The following is a 15,690-nucleotide window of genomic DNA, read 5'->3' as shown; positions in this document are numbered from 1 at the left end:
AAAAGGTGGAAAGGACGGGGGCGTTACTGCGCGAGGTAATCGTAGACGACTTCGCCGAGCCCGAGCGTCAGATCGGCGACGATATGCCGGGCCTCGACGATCTCGAGCACCGGCAGGTCGGCGACCGGCGCGAGCGCATGCGGCGACAGCTCGAGCGAGGCCGGGCCGGTCCATGCGCCTTTCATCTGGATATCCTTCATGTAGTAGCGCACCAGTTCGCAGACGCGCGCCGAGCCGTCGACATGAGGAATGATCTTCAGCAGGAAATTGGGGCTGGCAAGGCGCCTGGCCTGCTCGGCGATGTCGAGCTCGCGGTGCTTGTAGCCCATCGTGCCGGTCGCGACGCGCACCTTGCCGTAGTCGAGCGTGCCGAGGATGTGATCGGTGTTCACTTGCAGCGTGGGCGACGCGAGCTTCTTCGGGAAGCCCCACAGCTCGCGGCCGCCGGCGATCGGCGGATGGTCGTCGAGGTACATCGCGAGCGTATAGCTGCCCGGCTGGCCGTCGTATTCGACGGGGATCACCTGGCCGCTTTCGGTGTAGTCGCCGAAGCCGGTGGAGTCGGCCATGCGAATGAATTCGTAATGCACGAGCGGCTCGGTGACCTGCAGGGGTTCGGGCACGATTTCGCGCAGACGATCCGGATCGGTGCGATACGTGATGATCAGAAACTCACGATCGACGAAACGGTAAGGGCCCATCGGGAACGCAGGGCTGGTCAACGGCATCGCAAACGCTTTCGATCGGACATCGCTGGGTTTCATGCGGACTCCTTGTTGTTGATCGGCTTCGTTGATGAGTGCACGTAATCGTATGCCTGCGCGCCGTCGTTGTGCGACGCCGCAACTGGAATAAATTGTTGCAGGAATCGATGAATTGACTACGCAAATGTTGATGCGAACGGCGCCAATGGCCCGATGGGCGCTCAGCACACCGATCGTCGCAGGTGTCGATGACGCCGCGATGTGACCGAAGGTGAGCCTTTTCGGGGTGCAAGGTGAGGCTTTACGGGAAACGCTCCGCGCGAAATATTGCAACAGTGTGAACTTGTGTTGCAAAGCACGTTCTAAGAGCGTCCTTGCGGCCGGATGGCCGGGCATCGCCCGTCGCGGTGCCGGACGTCGTTAAGCATTGCTTAAGCGAGCCGCTTTTAGCATCGGGCGTGACCGGATGGCCGGTCGCGCATTCCCGCCCCACGTATTCCGATACATGCAGAACCTCAATCTCACCCTTTTTTCCGCGATCAACGCAGGCGCGGCGCCGCAACCGGGTGTTGCGAAGCTCGCGATCTTCGCCGCCGACTGGCTCGTCTATGCGATTCCGGCGATGTTGCTGCTGACCTGGCTGTTCGGCGTGCGCACGACGCGGCGCCAGGCCATCGAAGCCGGTGTCGGCGCGTGCGTGGCGCTCGCGCTTGCGCAGGTGCTGTCGCATTTCTGGTTCTCGCCGCGGCCGTTCATGGCCGGCGTCGGCACGCAGTTGATCCCGCATGCGCCGGACGGCTCGTTTCCGAGCGATCACATGACGTTCGTCTGGAGCGTGGCGGTCGGCATGCTGCTCGGCGGCGCGACGCGCGTGACGGGCCTCGTGATGGCGGCGGTGGCCGCCGCAATCGCGTGGGGGCGGATCTATGCCGGCGTCCATTGGCCGTTCGACATGGCGGGCGGCGTGCTGGTCGGCACCGCCGGCGCGCTGGCCGCGCACCTGTATGCGCGGCCCGTCACGGCGATGCTCGAGCGCATCGGCGAGTCGGTGCATGCGGTCGTGATGGGGCGTCTGCACGCGCCGTAACGGGAAGGATCGGACCGGGGCGGTCAGCCTGGCGTTCTCGCCGATTCGGCCGCCGCCGGGGCGGCGCTGTCGTGCAGTTCGGCCGTGTCTGCCGGCTGCTGCGCGGCGTCGCGCTCGAGCGCGCTTTCGTTGAGGATCGCGCACATCGCGACGAACAGCGCAAGCGCGACGGCCGCGAGGCCGCAATAGCCGGCGATCTTCAGGTGGCGAAGGAAAGGCGCAGCGTGGCTTTCGTTTGTCATGACCGGGCGCTCCTGGTGCGGACAGCGTCGACTGCCTGGCGGCGGCGTCGCAGACGTAGGTATATACCAGCCGTCGCGCCAATGCCAGGCCGTCCGCGCGCCGGAACCCCGATGTCGGGAGTCCGAATGCGTCAGTCGTCCAGCGATTCGTGCACCGCGCTCGCGCCGCGCTTCCAGTAAGCCGCCGCACGAATCCGCGCCTTGTCGACGCCCCGCTCGCCGGTCAGATGCTGCCGCACCGCGCGCATCGCGAGCGCTTCGCCGGCCGCCCACACGTAGCCGTCGCCGGTCGGCAGCGGCAGGTCGCGGACGGCGTCCAGCAGCGCGTCGCCGCCGCCGGCCTGCGCGTCGTCGCGGAAACGCCAGATCTCATGCACTTCCGCGCGCGTGTCGAACGCGATTTGCGCGCGGCGGTCCGCGACTTCCAGCACGATCGCCGCGCGCGAGCCCGCGGGCAGCTCTTCCAGGCGTCGGGCGACGGCCGGCAGCGCGGTGTCGTCGCCGATCAGCAGATGCCAGTCGAAACCAGTCGGCACGACGAACGAACCGCGCGGGCCGCCGATGCCGAGCCACAGGCCGACGCGCGCCTGCGCGGCCCACTGCGACGCCGGGCCCGGGTGGTTCAGCACGAATTCCAGATCCAGTTCGCACTTCGTACGATCGAAGCGCCGCGGCGTGAAGTCGCGCGCGACGGGCTTCGGCTCGCCGTCGGGGAACACGGGGCCGTCCGGCCCCAGGGACGGCAGCGCGGGGCGTTCGGCGCCGGGCGGCGGCAGGAACACCTTCACGTGATCGTCGAACGACGCCGATTCGAAATCCGCGAGATCGGGGCCGCTCAGCGTGACGCGCAGCAGGTGCGGCGTCACCGCGTGAATGCGCGCGACCTGCAGCATGCGGAACTTGAGGGGGTGACGCACGCGCGTCACGGTGAGGTCGGGGTTGTGTTGCATCAATCTGCACTCCTTGCTGAGACAATGCGGCTTACTCGCCGGTGCGGCCTTCGATTTCGGCGGTCGCGCGCCGCAGGATCGCGGCGATGCGGCGCTGCTCGTCGGTGGACGCGCCGCTCTTGTGCAGCAGCGCGTGCTTCAGCGCAACGCGCGCTTCAACGAATTCCGGCAGCCAGCCGCCGTGCGACTCGTCCGCCGTTTCGCCGGCCGTTTCGCCGGCGAACGCGCGGCGCATGAATTCCATCTTTCGTGCGAGGTGGGTGAGGCGTGCGAACAGCATGTCGACGCGTTCGTGCTGCGCGTCGAGGTGCGCGCGGCCGGCGTCGGTGAGCGCGTAGCGCTTGCGGTTGCCCTCCGCCTGCGATGCGACGAAGCCGACTTCCTCCAGGTAGGTCAGCGCCGGGTAGACCATGCCGGGGCTCGGGCTGTAGAAGCCGTTCGAGCGCGTGTCGAGCGCCTTGATCAGCTCGTAGCCGTGGCTCGGCTGGTCGGCGAGGAGCGCCAGCAGCATCAGTTGCAGGTCGTCGGCGCTGAACTGGCGGCCGCGCGGCATCGCATCGTCGCCGCCGAATCCCCCGAAACCGCCGGGGCCGCCGCCAAAGGGCCCGCCGCCGAACGGATCGCGGCCGCGCCGATGGCGGCCGATCGCATGCCAGAAACCGGTGAACCACGCGGGAGCGGAATGCGCACCGTACCCGTCGCAACGGGCATGGCCGCGGAAGTGGCTGTGTCGCATGATCGAGTCCTATATGTCGAAAAACATATCTAAAGATATATATCGAAAGATAGGAAGTCAATGCTGAGTATTTGGGGTTGGATGGGGGCTGCGGTGCTTCGAGGCGTTTGTAGGTTCTCAATGATTGTGAGCCATTTCTCACATATTGAATGTGAAAATTGATAGGAATACGCTATGAGTCGTAAGGCTGTTTCCTGACCGTAGGGCATGGCCGGCCAACGTTGTCGCGTTACGCGGTCGTTCGGCGCTCGGCCACTCACACTCAGAGAGCTTCGGATCGGATCACATGAGCCTTCCCATCGCGCAGGCTTACGGCAAAGCAGACAATTCGATTCCGCCATGCTGCCGGTACCGCATTGGCCTGGGTGTCCTCGGACTCAAGGTTGATAAAGACAGCCAGCGGATATCCAAGGATTTCAATCATTTGCACCAGGCTTTCCATGTCTGCCGCAGCGCTTTTAGGTGTCGCTGTTCGTTTCAGCTCCATGACTGCGAGGTTCCCTTCGTCGGGGGAGCGGTGCCGGCTCGGATCAAAAGGTTCGTGAATGATGATATCGGGCTGGATCATGAGCCCGTGCAATCGGAGGAGCTTTTGATACTCCTGTTCAATGATGGCCCGATCGGGGAGAAAGCCTGCGCGAAAGGCTTCGAACCTGGCGAACTCACGAACTGGCCGATCCGTTCGTATGCGCGGCGCAGGCAGCCAAGGTCATGACAGATTACGCCGCGCTTTTTTTCGTATTGCCTCGGCGCTGCCCACTGACTGCAGCAATTGCTTAGTGAATCTCCTCACCAAGAAGGGCTATGGCTGATACATTAACCGTTTATGCCTGTCTTCTCTTGTTCACAGAGTTCCGTATCTGATTTGAAAACGTTGAAGCCTCATTCCTTGCCGTACTCGCGCGGAGTGCGCGCCAAGAGAATCCCGAAATGAGCGCCTGAACTTTTTGTCGGAGTGGTGCAAGAGCGGAGGCAGGTCAATCACCGTGGGGGAAAACCGAGTGGGCATCAAGGGTATTCTGTTCGATGCATACGGCACGCTTTGCGATATTCGCGACAAGCGGCGGCCGTTTGCGAAGCTGGTCCATGCGAGCTCGGATCTCCAGCGCGCGCGCGATCTCGTCATGACGCGACCGTTCGATCTGCGTGAAGCCGCACGCGAATTTGACGCGGATGGTCTGGATCTTGATGTGCTGGAAGACGATCTGGCTGCCGAACTAGCCAGTATCGAACTGTTCGAGGAAGTTCCCGAAGTGCTCGAGCACCTGCGTGCCAATGGCCTTCGGCTCGGTGTTGTTTCTAACCTGGCTCAGCCTTATGCAGAGCCGCTACTACGATTATTGCCGTTCGACTTTGACGCCTATGCATGGTCGTTTTCGGTTGGCTCTTTGAAGCCGGATTCGGCAATATTCACCGCGGCATTGGAAATGCTCGATTTGTCGCCCGAAGAGGTCGTGATGGTTGGCGATACTTTCGACGCAGACTACGAAGGCGCGCGAAAATCCGGCATCCGTGCATTGCATTTGGATCGCAAGGGTGTGTTTGACCGGCCAGTGCCGACCATCATGACGCTGCGCAACCTGACCGACCATGCACCAGGATTTCGCGAGCCAGAATGAAATGGCCCGAGCCGGCAGTCAGCGCACGCTTCAATAGCATCCCCGGAATGGGCATCGAGTCGTTGCAGGCAACGGGTCGTGAACTGCAACTGCGCCGATGCCGATTCCGCTATTGCTGACAACCCGAGACACCCGCCAAGGCTTCGACCAACGACACGCAACGGCACGTGCACCGTCGCCTCATGACCCGAGCTTCGTGAGACGGCGGTGCCTGTCGTGTTGCCGGACGGGACGAATGCCTGGGGTAGCGTCAGTGCTCGCACGCACCCCGGATCACGCTACGTCGGCATAACGGCCGACGCTGTCGAAGCGCTACTGGCCACACGCTTACACCTCCGCTGTCGGAACCGGCAAAGAGGGCGTTGCGAGCAGGGCAACGCGCAACCGCCATCACGAGCCCGACGCGCTCTGCGCAACGCCACGGGCACGACCCGAACGCGTATCTGAAGGACATCCTCACACGACTGCCGACCCGCAGGGCCAGCGGCATTGCTGCCTCTTCGCCGGCAGCAGACCGGCCCCGCCATGTCGCCCGAACCGTCGAGACGGGTTCGCCACGCGTCTTCCTTACATAAAGCCTTAAGTTTGATACCATGGCGCCCGTATTCGTATGAATGTTGAATAGATTCTGTATTGTTTCTGTATGGGTTCGGACTCAAGGAGCGAAGCAGGAATGATGGTGCTGGCGCCTGGCGCAAACACCGCTTTAGGGGCACCTCAATGCTCCTGGACGCTGGAATGCGCGAACACCTCGGCCTTCGGGGAATATGCTGCAGTCGCTCTGCTCCCGGTTGACGACAAGCGTCAGCCCAAGGGGGATCCGGCCTTGTTCCAGGTCGAACGAGGCTGGATGGCGTGGAGCGGCAGCCAGGAGAGAATCGGCTGCCGACTGAACCTTTCCGCACTTCCGGCCGGCGCCGACCGTGTACTCGTTGTCGTGTACACCTTCTCGGCCGTCGGCCCGGTGAGCGAGCTCCGCTCCCTTCGCCTGCAGGTCGACGACCAAATCGAGTTCAGCCTGAACCTCTCCGGGAACGGCGAATCCGCGATCATCATCGGCGAGTTCTACTGCCGTAACCAGCAGTGGAAGTTCCGCGCGCTGGCCGAAGGCTCGGCCTACGGACTCTCCGCCCTCGGCCGCAGGATCGGGCTGGCCATCGACGACGCCCATCCTGATCGGCGTCCACGCTCCTCCGATTCGTGTCGCGCCGCCAGCGGCACCGGCTTCGCCATCAGCGCGACGCACGTCCTCACCTGTGCGCATGTCATCGAGGACATGCAGGAAATCCACATCGCTTCCCTCGAGGGCCGACACCGCGCGGAGCCCGTGGTGGTGGACCGCCGGAACGACCTGGCGCTGCTGCGCGTCCAGGGGGCGCCCGTCTTCAAGCAAGTCTCGTTCAGGGACGGCACGGGCTGCGACCTGGGCGAGCAGGTGGTCGCCATGGGCTTCCCGCTGGCCGGCCTGACCGGCGGGGGCGTGCAGGTCACTCAGGGGGGGCGTCTCCGCGCTGTTCGGCCTGCACAACGACGCCAGCCTGCTGCAGTTCACGGCCCCGATCCAGCCCGGATCGAGCGGCAGTCCGCTGTTCGATACGTCCGGTGCGGTCGTGGGGATGGTCACCTCGACGGTCCCGGATGCCCAGAACATGAATTTCGCGGTGAAGGCCGGCCTCGCGCTGGCCTTCCTGGACGCCTGCGGCGTGATCGCCTCCAGAACCCCGTCAGGCAAGACCTTCACCACCGCCCAGATATCCCGTGAGGCCCAGCAATTTCTATGGCGCATCGAGGCGCGGAATCCATAGAAGCACGTTGACTTGAATCCCGAGGAAGCGGCGTCAGGTTCGCCACCGCGCGCCCAGCTAGGAAGCAGTTATGGAAAGCCATGTCGTACCCGTGTCCCTCCGCGCACAGCTGATGCGGGGACTGCTCGAAGTCAAAGTCGACGACGCCGTCCTGCCTCCGTCCGCACTGTTCGGCTTCGCCGAGCGCCGTAACCCCAAGCGGGCCTTCCTGTTCGTGTCCAAGGTTCTGGGCCGGCACATACCGGTTCGGCCGTCCGTCATGTCCGCCAGCTTCGAGAGCCTGGCGGCAGAGATCCCGGCGGACCTGCCCGGCCCGGTGCTCGTGATCGGCATGGCAGAAACCGCTGTCGGGCTCGGTGCCGGCGTGCACCGTGCATTCAGCGCAACGCGTTCCGATACCGTCTACCTGGTCAGCACTCGCCATCCGCTCGGCACCGAGCTCTTCGCTCGATTCGAGGAAGAGCATAGCCACGCCAGCGCCCATCTGATCCACATGCCGGTCGAGCCCGAAGTCCGGCAGATGATGCTCCAGGCCAGATCGCTGGTGCTGGTGGACGATGAAGCGTCCACCGGCAAGACCTTCGTCAACCTGCATCGCGCGCTGGTGGATGCCGGCCTGACGACGATCGAGCGGGTCGTCACCTGCGTGCTGACCGACTGGTCCGCAGGGGCCGTCGGCAAAGCCATCGGCGAATCGGCCACGTCGGTGTCGCTCATGAAGGGGTCTTACCGGTTCCATGAAGACCCGTCCGCGCCGCTGCCGGACATGCCGGACGTGGGCGCGGTCTCCGTCGGTGAATGGCGGCTCTCCCCTCGGAACGACTGGGGACGCCTGGGCGTGCGCAACGTGGAAGACACCCTCGCGCCGGACCTTCAGGTCGCGCCGGGCGAGAAGGTCATCGTGATCGGCACCGGCGAATTCGTGTGGCGGCCCTTCCTGCTGGCGGAGCGCCTGAAGCGCGCCGGCGCGGACGTCCACTTCAGCTCCACCACCCGCTCCCCCATCGCCCTGGGCCACGCCATCGAGCACGCGCTTTCCTTCTCGGACAACTACGGCCTCGGTATCCCGAACTTCCTCTACAACGTGAAGCCCGGCCAGTTCGACCGGGTGCTGATCTGCACCGAAACCCCCGCGCAGGCGCTGCCCGCAGAGCTGGTCGAGGCCCTGGGCGCGGAGGTCATCGTCGATGAGCAGTAATCGTCCGCTGGTGCTCGTCGATCTCGACGACACACTGTTCCAGACCGAACGCAAGATGCCGGAAGGCATCCCGCGCACTCCGGCAACCGTGGATGGTCACGGCCAGCCCAACGGCTACATGACCCCGGTGCAACAGGCTTTCATCAACTGGCTGCTGGCCTCCGCCGACGTCGTTCCGGTCACCGCGCGCAGCGTCGAGGCCTACAGCCGCGTGAAGCTGCCGTTCACGCACGGCGCAATCTGCTCCCACGGGGGCGTGATCCTGCGCGCCGACGGCACGCTCGATCAGGACTGGCACGGCCGGATGGCGGAAGCGCTCCGGGCTTTCCAGGATCGCCTGCCGGCGCTGAGCGAAACCACGCTGCGGATCGGGCGCGAGCTTGGCTACGCCCTCCGCGGCTGGGTCGTGGCGGAGGAAGGGCTGTGCCACTACGTGGTGACCAAGCACAACGAATCGGACGACGCAGTGCTCGCCAGGGTGCTTGCCGAAGTTCAGGCCCGAGGGCTGCTGGATGGCATGCACATCCACGCCAACGGCAACAATCTGGCCTTCCTGCCCGACGGGCTGGCCAAGCGCGTGGCCGCTCTGGAATGGCTGCGCCGCGACCGCGAGCTCAACGGCGAACGCCCGGTGCTGGGCTTGGGCGACAGCATCACCGACCTCGGTTTCATGGGCCTCTGCCACATGTGGGCCACACCGGTCCGGAGCCAGTTGGCGAAGCTGGCGGAAGGCCTGATCCATGCGTGATCCGTTCGCCTCGCTCATGACCGTCGGCAGCGGCAGCTATGCGCCGGACGACGTGCATTTCCTCCTGCAGCGCATGCAGATGCAAGTGACGGACGTTCGGGAGAAGGAGCGCCTGATCCAGACGAACCGCAAGCACTACTCCGAGATGATCAGCATGGAGCATGCGCCAACCGAGTTGCACCAGCGCCTCTATGCGCGTGCCCTGGCGCAGAACGGCAAGCGCATGGCCACTGACGTGCAGTCGCTGGCGCTGGCCTTGAATGCCGCCTATGCCGGCCCGAGCATCGCGCTCGTCTCCTTCGTGCGCGCCGGACTGCCGCTTGGTGTCCTGCTGCGCCGCGCACTGGTGGCGATGGGGCGCGATGCCCACCACTACGGCGTCAGCATCATCCGCGACCGAGGCATAGACACGGTTGCCCTCGAAGCGATCATCCGTCTCCACGGTGCGGAGAACATCGTTTTCGTGGATGGCTGGACCGGCAAGGGCGCGATTTCCGGCGAACTCGAGCGCACGCTCGGCGCGGACAAGCGCTTCCCGGAAGAGCCGCGCCTCGTCGTGCTGGCGGACCCGTGCGGCCGCGCCTGGCTGGCAGCGTCGGCCGAGGACTGGGTGATTCCATCCGGCATTCTGGGCGCCACCGTATCCGGACTGGTATCGCGTTCCATCTGGCCGGCGCAAGGCGGTCTGCATGGCTGTGTGGTGTGCGACCACCTGCGTGAGCACGACGTCACCCGCGACTTCATCGAGCGGATCGAGACCGCGCGCTGCGCATTAGGCGAGGTGCCGCAGGCGTCTCCCTGGACTGCCGATCAGCGCCTGACGCTTCAGGCGGAAGCAGACAGCGTGGTGCATTCGCTCGCGGCGCGCTTCGAGATCGCCAACATGAACCGCGTGAAGCCCGGCATCGCCGAGGCGACGCGCGCCGTCCTTCGCCGCGTGCCTGACCACGTCCTGGTCCGTGATCGCGGCGACAGCGACGTGCAGTTGCTGATGCACCTCGCCGAGCGCGCCGGCGTGACCGTCGAAGAAGCGGGTTCGGTCCTGGGCCCGTACCGTGCAGTGACCCTCATCCGGAGTGTGAACGGATGAAAGCCATTTCGCCGTTCGCCCTCGGGGCGACCCTGTACATGCCGGCCACCCGCAGCGACATTCTGGAAGTGGTCTTCGGCAGCAAGCTCCCCGAGCTTCGCTCGCTGGTGGTTTGCCTGGAAGACGCCGTGGCGGAGATCGATGTCGAGCGCGCGCTGGCGAACCTGCAGGCGTTGCTCACGCAGATCGACGCCCGCGGCGGACGTCCTGCGGAAGGCCCGCTCGTGTTCGTCCGGCCCCGCGATGTGGGCATGGCGGCCGTGCTGAACGACTGGCCCTTGATGAAGCACGTGGACGGTTTCGTGGTGCCGAAGCTGACCTTGAAGCGCCTGGGCTTCTGGGAGAAAGCGGTCAGCAACCCGGACCTGCTCCTCATGCCCACGCTCGAGACCGCCGACGTCTACAACCCGGGGGCAATGGTCGAACTGGGCCAGGCGCTGAAAGCCAGCCTGAACGAACGCATCATCGCGCTACGGATCGGCGGCAACGACCTCATGGGGTGCCTCGGGCTTCGCCGCAATCCGACCAGGACGCTCTACGACACCCCGATGAGTTACGTCATCCCCATGCTGGCTGGCGTCATGGGCGCTCAAGGTTTTTCGCTGACCGCCCCGGTGTTCGAACAGCTGGCCGCTCCGGAACTCCTGAAAGCCGAACTGGAGCTGGATATCTGTCATGGCCTGGTGGGCAAGACAGCCATACACCCCCGCCAGATCGGTTTCATCCAGGACACGCTTCGCGTCAGCCTGGAGGATCTCAACGCCGCCAGGCTGATCGTCGATCAGGGTGCGCAGGCCGTGTTCAAGCACAACGACGCGATGTGCGAACCCGCCACTCATCACAAGTGGGCAGCCAACATCCTCGAGCGCGCCAAATGGCTTGGGGTCAAGCCCGCCGAGGCCGGCGGCGGCGAGCCCAACCTCCGCCTGGCGGAGGCCAACTGATGCCGGCGACATTTTCATCCTGGGTGGCGGCGATCCCGCCCGCGGTTCAAGAAATCGGGCGCCAGGGGAGCGCCTTGACCTCTCAACCCCGACCGAACACCGAAGATCAACAAGGAGCGTAATCATGGCACTCACCCTGAGCAAGAATCAGAGCATTTCGCTGGAGAAGACGGCCGGTACCGGCCTGAGCAACGTCAGCCTGGGCCTGGGCTGGGACCCCGTGAAGCCCAGCGGCTTCCTCTCCAGGATGCTGGGCGGCGGTAGCGACTCGATCGACCTCGATGCTTCGTGCATCGTTCTGGATGGCGACTACGCGCCTATCGATGTCGTCTGGTTCCGCCAGCTGGAATCGAAGGATGGCTCGATCGAACACTCCGGCGACAACCTGACCGGCGACGGCGATGGCGATGACGAAACCATCTACGTGGACCTGCAGCGCCTGCCGGCCAGCGCGACGCATCTGGTCTTCACCGTGAACAGCTTCCGCGGCCAGACCTTCGATCAGGTCGAGAACGCGTACTGCCGCATCCTGAACGAATCCAGCAACAAGGAGCTCGCGCGCTTCAACCTGGCCGAGAAAGGCCGCCACACCGGCGTGGTGATGGCCAGCCTGAGCCGTGCGAGCAGCGGCTGGGAGTTCAAGGCGATCGGCCAGTCCACCAACGGTCGCACCGCCGAAGACCTCGTCAACCTGGCCATTCAGGCGGTGCGTGCATGACCACGCTGCTTCCTGGCGGCAATGCGCCGGTCGCCACCGGCCCACTTCGCGTCGACATCAACTACGCGCCGATCCCGGGCGCCGATATCGACATCTCCGCATTCGCGCTGACCAGCACGGGCAAAGTCCGTGGTGACGGCGACATGTGCTTCTACGGCCAGACCAGCATCCTGGGCGGAGCTGTCCAGCTGACCGGCAGCGCCGCAGGTCGTGCCGAATTCACGCTGGACCTCGGCCGTCTCGACCCTGCGGTCGAGAAGGTTGCGTTGACCGCAACCATCTACGAGAACAAAGCCTCCTTCGATCGCGTGTCGACCCTGGCGCTGGCCGTCACCGGTGGCATCGAAGCCCAGATCCCGACTGGCGGCATGAACGAGACAGCGCTGATCCTCGGCGAGTTCTATCTCCGCCAGGGCGCCTGGAAATTCCGCTGCGTCGGTCAAGGCTTCGCGGGTGGCCTGGAGCCGCTGGCCAAGCACTTCGGTGTCGATATTGCCGCTCCGGCGCCGGCATCCGCGCCGACGCCGGCCCCGGCGCCCGTTCCTCCGGCACCGCCGAAACCGACGGTCAGCCTGAGCAAGGTCACGCTGGACAAGACGCGCTCCAGCATCAGCCTGGACAAGCCGGCAGCCGGCTTCGGCGAGATCAAGGTGAACCTGAACTGGAACCGCGGCAGCGGCAGTGGCGGTGGTCTGCTGGGCGGCATCTTCGGCAAGAGCAGCTCCGTCGACCTCGACGTCGGCTGCCTGTTCGAACTGCAGGACGGCTACAAGGGCGTAGTCCAGGCACTCGGCAACTGCTTCGGCAACCTGAATGACGAGCCTTACATCCAGCTCATGGGTGACGACCGCACCGGCTCCGTCGCGGGCGGCGAATGGCTGCACATCAACGGCAAGCAGTGGAGCGAGATCAAGCGGATCCTGGTCTTCGCGTTCATCTACGAAGGCGCCCCCAACTGGAAGTCGACCGACGGCGTGGTGACCGTTTTCGTGCCCGGCCAGCCCGAGATCGAGGTGCGGCTGAACGAGGAGGGCGGCCGCCACGGCATGTGCGCGATCGCGCTGCTTGAAAACGCGGGCGGCGCCGTCAAGGTCACCCGCCAGGTCGACTTCCACCGTGGGCATGACGATATGGACCGTGCCTACGGATGGGGGATGCGCTGGCGCGCCGGCTCCAAATAGCGACCTGTCTGGCGGGGCCGAGGGGCCTCGCCTCAACGAGGAGGAAACCATGCTCGAGTGGCTGAAAACCAACGCGGCGAAAGCGCGCGAAACCCTGACGACGGAAGTCGCCAAGTTCAAGAACCGGACCTTCATGGAAGCGGTGGCCAATGGCTGCGCGCTTATCGCCGCGGCCGACGGCGTGATCCAGTCCGAGGAGAAGATGAAGATGGTCGGCTTCATCAACAACTCCCCGGAGCTCAAGGTCTTCAACCTGACCGATGTGATCAAGGTCTTCACCGACGCCTGCGCGAAGTTCGAATTCGACTTTCAGATCGGCCAGGCCGAGGCGCTGAAGACCATCAGCAAGATCAAGGGCAAGGACGGCGAAGCTCGCCTGCTGGTGCGGGTGTGCATTGCCGTCGGCGGCTCGGACGGCAACTTCGACGACAAGGAGAAGGCTGCCTGTCGCCTGATCTGCCTGGAACTGGGCCTGAACCCGGCAGATTTCGAGCTCTAAGGCACAGAAACGTGGCGTCGACTCACGTTGCTCACGTTGACTTCCCATCGCTGATCGCCCACTCGGCCATGCCGAAGCATCGGCCGAAAACCCGTAACCCGTAGCAACCACAAGGAACTGTACTCATGGCACTGACTCTTCAAAAAGGCGGCAACCTCTCCCTGTCCAAAGAGGCCCCTGGCCTGACCAGGATCCTGGTCGGCCTGGGCTGGGACCCGCGCGCCACGGACGGCACCGAGTTCGACCTGGACGCCAGCGCCTTCCTGCTGGGCGCCAACGGCAAGGTCCGCGGCGACGCCGACTTCATCTTCTACAACCAGCTGAAGAGCCCCGACGGCTCCGTCGAGCACACCGGCGACAACCGCACCGGTGCGGGCGACGGCGACGACGAGGTGATCAAGGTCGACCTGAGCCGCGTTCCGGCCGACGTCGACAAGATCGCCTTCACCGTCACCATCCACGACGCCGACGCTCGCAAGCAGAACTTCGGCCAGGTCGGCAACTCGTTCATCCGCATCGTCAACGAGACCAACAGCGCCGAGATCGTCCGCTACGACCTCGCCGAAGACGCCTCGGTCGAAACCGCGATGATCTTCGCCGAGCTGTACCGCCACAACAACGAGTGGAAGTTCCGCGCCGTCGGCCAAGGCTACGCCGGCGGCCTGCGCGCGCTGGCCAATGGCTACGGCATGAGCTTCTGATCGCGCAACGCAACTCGATTCAACTGAACAAGGAATCTCACCATGGCTGTAAGTCTGTCCAAAGGCGGTAACGTCTCCCTGTCGAAAGAGGCCCCGGGCTTGAGTGAAGTGCTGGTCGGCCTGGGCTGGGACCCGCGCGTCACCGACGGCACCGAGTTCGACCTCGATGCCTCCGTCTTCATCACCGGCGAGAGCGGCAAGGTCCTGAGCGATGCCGGCTTCATCTTCTACAACAACAAGAAGTCCGCCGACGGCTCGGTCGAGCACCTCGGCGACAACCGTTCCGGCCAGGGCGAAGGCGATGACGAACAAGTCGTCGTCAAGCTGACCGGCCTGGCGGCCGACGTGAAGAAGCTGGTCTTCGCCGTGACCATCCACGACGCCGAAAGCCGCAAGCAGTCCTTCGGCCAGGTGTCCAACGCCTACATCCGCGTCGTGAACAAGGCAGATGGCAAGGAAATTGCCCGCTACGACCTGTCCGAAGATGCGTCCACCGAGACCGCGATGATCTTCGGCGAGCTGTACCGTCACAACGACGAGTTCAAGTTCAAGGCGATCGGCCAGGGTTTCGCCGGCGGTCTGAAGCCTCTGGCTGAAGCCCATGGCGTGAACATCGGCTAACGACCGTTGATGGAGAAAGCCCCGGTGGTCCGAGCCGGCTCCGCAAAGTCGGACCGTCTTGACGGCCGGGGCTGGCTGGGCCGGGTTCCGTGTTGCACGGGACTCGGCCCTTTTGGTTTTGACTTGAGCCGTGGCGCTCGGCCCTAGCCGCCGACCCGGTGATACACGAAGCCCGCATTCGTTCCGCCACGCTGAACGACCGCGATCTGGATGTTGAGATGCGCCATCGCCTCGAGATAGCGGGCGTTGCTCAACGCTCCGGTAACGAGCGGCGCAAACCCCGCGCTCGCGGCGATCTCCGCGACTGCCGCATTGGCCTCGGCATCGTCGCCCGCGATGAATGCGGTCACCGCATGTCCGGCGCGATCGATGCGCTCCGGCGTCATGATGTCGGCGAACACCGTGTTGAAGCACTTCACCAGGCGAACGCCCGGCAACAAGCGGCCAATCTGCTGCGCGGCGGAGCCGTCGGCGCCCAGCGGGAGGGGCGACCAGTCGTCGCGTAGCGCATTGGTTGCGTCAACAACAATCTTGCCGGCCAGCTGCCGGGCCAGCGGCGGCAACACCTCGGCGCATGCCTGATAGAGGACCGCGATGACGACGACGTCTCCGTGCGCCGCCGCTTCCTCCAGCGACGCAACCCGGTAACGCGCCCGAGGCCGTGCCCGTCCGGGGTCGCGCAGCCCGACCACCACGTCATGTCCGGCCGCGACGAGCAGCTCGGCCAGATTCCCGCCGAAATTTCCACCACCGAGAAATGCGATCTTCAAGGTTCTGTTCCTCACGATTGCGTCAGTGGCATCATTCTTTCAATGATGGTTTCCACAATCAATTAGGTACCTGAAGG

The 15,690-nt window shown here is 64.7% G+C and carries 17 protein-coding genes and 2 pseudogenes; 13 read left to right on the top strand and 6 right to left on the bottom strand.

All coding sequences use genetic code 11. The features are described from left to right. Positions 1–23: 23 nt before the first annotated feature. On the bottom strand, positions 24–764 hold the full coding sequence (locus tag ACFIMZ_RS34560) for an acetoacetate decarboxylase (protein WP_431823886.1): 741 nt from the start codon (positions 762–764) through the stop codon (positions 24–26). Positions 765–1,209: 445 nt separating this feature from the next. Between ACFIMZ_RS34560 and ACFIMZ_RS34555 the strand changes: the two genes are divergently transcribed. Further along, positions 1,210–1,791 (top strand): undecaprenyl-diphosphatase, encoded by a 582-nt coding sequence (locus ACFIMZ_RS34555; protein WP_431823885.1) that lies wholly within the window; start codon positions 1,210–1,212, stop codon positions 1,789–1,791. Positions 1,792–1,814: 23 nt separating this feature from the next. Here ACFIMZ_RS34555 and ACFIMZ_RS34550 read toward each other — a convergent pair whose 3' ends face one another. From ACFIMZ_RS34550 to ACFIMZ_RS34535, 4 genes are all read right to left on the bottom strand, one after another. After that, a complete protein-coding gene (locus tag ACFIMZ_RS34550) occupies positions 1,815–2,033 on the bottom strand; it encodes a hypothetical protein (protein WP_431823884.1) in 219 nt (72 codons plus the stop codon). A 131-nt stretch (positions 2,034–2,164) separates the two neighbouring features. After that, positions 2,165–2,983, bottom strand: a complete 819-nt coding sequence (locus ACFIMZ_RS34545) for a siderophore-interacting protein (RefSeq protein ID WP_431823883.1) — start codon at positions 2,981–2,983, stop codon at positions 2,165–2,167. A 31-nt stretch (positions 2,984–3,014) separates the two neighbouring features. Beyond that, on the bottom strand, positions 3,015–3,719 hold the full coding sequence (locus tag ACFIMZ_RS34540) for a PadR family transcriptional regulator (RefSeq protein ID WP_431823882.1): 705 nt from the start codon (positions 3,717–3,719) through the stop codon (positions 3,015–3,017). A gap of 262 nt (positions 3,720–3,981) precedes the next feature. Continuing rightward, on the bottom strand, positions 3,982–4,287 hold the full coding sequence (locus ACFIMZ_RS34535; RefSeq protein ID WP_431823881.1) for a hypothetical protein: 306 nt from the start codon (positions 4,285–4,287) through the stop codon (positions 3,982–3,984). Positions 4,288–4,720: 433 nt separating this feature from the next. On the opposite strand from ACFIMZ_RS34535, the gene ACFIMZ_RS34530 reads away from it, so the two are divergent. The 12 genes and pseudogenes from ACFIMZ_RS34530 to ACFIMZ_RS34475 all read left to right on the top strand — a co-directional run bounded on the left by ACFIMZ_RS34530 (position 4,721) and on the right by ACFIMZ_RS34475 (position 14,843). Next, a complete protein-coding gene (locus tag ACFIMZ_RS34530) occupies positions 4,721–5,338 on the top strand; it encodes an HAD family hydrolase (RefSeq protein WP_431823880.1) in 618 nt (205 codons plus the stop codon). A gap of 359 nt (positions 5,339–5,697) precedes the next feature. Next, a pseudogene (locus ACFIMZ_RS34525) lies at positions 5,698–5,913 on the top strand (transposase domain-containing protein); the annotation flags it as partial. 68 nt (positions 5,914–5,981) lie between these two features. Then, a pseudogene (locus tag ACFIMZ_RS34520) lies at positions 5,982–7,143 on the top strand (trypsin-like peptidase domain-containing protein). 70 nt (positions 7,144–7,213) lie between these two features. Continuing rightward, a complete protein-coding gene (locus ACFIMZ_RS34515; protein ID WP_431823879.1) occupies positions 7,214–8,341 on the top strand; it encodes a phosphoribosyltransferase domain-containing protein in 1,128 nt (375 codons plus the stop codon). After that, positions 8,331–9,089 carry a trehalose phosphatase gene (locus ACFIMZ_RS34510; RefSeq protein WP_431823878.1) on the top strand — a complete coding sequence of 253 codons (759 nt, stop codon included), beginning with the start codon at positions 8,331–8,333 and terminating at the stop codon, positions 9,087–9,089. The genes ACFIMZ_RS34515 and ACFIMZ_RS34510 overlap by 11 nt, the downstream gene beginning before the upstream one ends. Beyond that, the gene (locus ACFIMZ_RS34505) at positions 9,082–10,179 is read left to right on the top strand and encodes a cysteine protease StiP domain-containing protein (protein WP_431823877.1); all 1,098 of its coding nucleotides are present in this window, start codon (positions 9,082–9,084) and stop codon (positions 10,177–10,179) included. Before ACFIMZ_RS34510 ends, ACFIMZ_RS34505 begins: the two co-directional genes overlap by 8 nt. After that, on the top strand, positions 10,176–11,123 hold the full coding sequence (locus ACFIMZ_RS34500) for an HpcH/HpaI aldolase/citrate lyase family protein (protein WP_431823876.1): 948 nt from the start codon (positions 10,176–10,178) through the stop codon (positions 11,121–11,123). Before ACFIMZ_RS34505 ends, ACFIMZ_RS34500 begins: the two co-directional genes overlap by 4 nt. A 124-nt stretch (positions 11,124–11,247) precedes the next feature. Further along, a complete protein-coding gene (locus tag ACFIMZ_RS34495) occupies positions 11,248–11,841 on the top strand; it encodes a TerD family protein (RefSeq protein ID WP_431823875.1) in 594 nt (197 codons plus the stop codon). Continuing rightward, positions 11,838–13,022: a TerD family protein gene (locus tag ACFIMZ_RS34490; protein ID WP_431823874.1), complete on the top strand. Its 1,185-nt coding sequence runs from the start codon at positions 11,838–11,840 to the stop codon at positions 13,020–13,022. Before ACFIMZ_RS34495 ends, ACFIMZ_RS34490 begins: the two co-directional genes overlap by 4 nt. A gap of 49 nt (positions 13,023–13,071) precedes the next feature. Continuing rightward, positions 13,072–13,521, top strand: a complete 450-nt coding sequence (locus ACFIMZ_RS34485; RefSeq protein ID WP_431823873.1) for a tellurite resistance TerB family protein — start codon at positions 13,072–13,074, stop codon at positions 13,519–13,521. Between the two features lie 125 nt (positions 13,522–13,646). Further along, positions 13,647–14,222 carry a TerD family protein gene (locus tag ACFIMZ_RS34480; RefSeq protein ID WP_431823872.1) on the top strand — a complete coding sequence of 192 codons (576 nt, stop codon included), beginning with the start codon at positions 13,647–13,649 and terminating at the stop codon, positions 14,220–14,222. 42 nt (positions 14,223–14,264) lie between these two features. Beyond that, positions 14,265–14,843 carry a TerD family protein gene (locus tag ACFIMZ_RS34475; protein WP_431823871.1) on the top strand — a complete coding sequence of 193 codons (579 nt, stop codon included), beginning with the start codon at positions 14,265–14,267 and terminating at the stop codon, positions 14,841–14,843. 143 nt (positions 14,844–14,986) lie between these two features. Here ACFIMZ_RS34475 and ACFIMZ_RS34470 read toward each other — a convergent pair whose 3' ends face one another. Continuing rightward, entirely contained in the window at positions 14,987–15,613 is a 627-nt protein-coding gene (locus tag ACFIMZ_RS34470; RefSeq protein WP_431823870.1) for an NADPH-dependent F420 reductase, read from the bottom strand. Between the last annotated feature and the right edge of the window lie 77 nt (positions 15,614–15,690).

Origin of the sequence: Burkholderia sp. F1 (assembly GCF_050813845.1) — a bacterium.
In the GTDB taxonomy this organism is placed as follows: Bacteria; Pseudomonadota; Gammaproteobacteria; order Burkholderiales; family Burkholderiaceae; genus Burkholderia; species Burkholderia ubonensis.
Note: the sequence above shows the minus strand (reverse complement) of the source record. Positions and strands in the feature narration are given on the sequence as shown.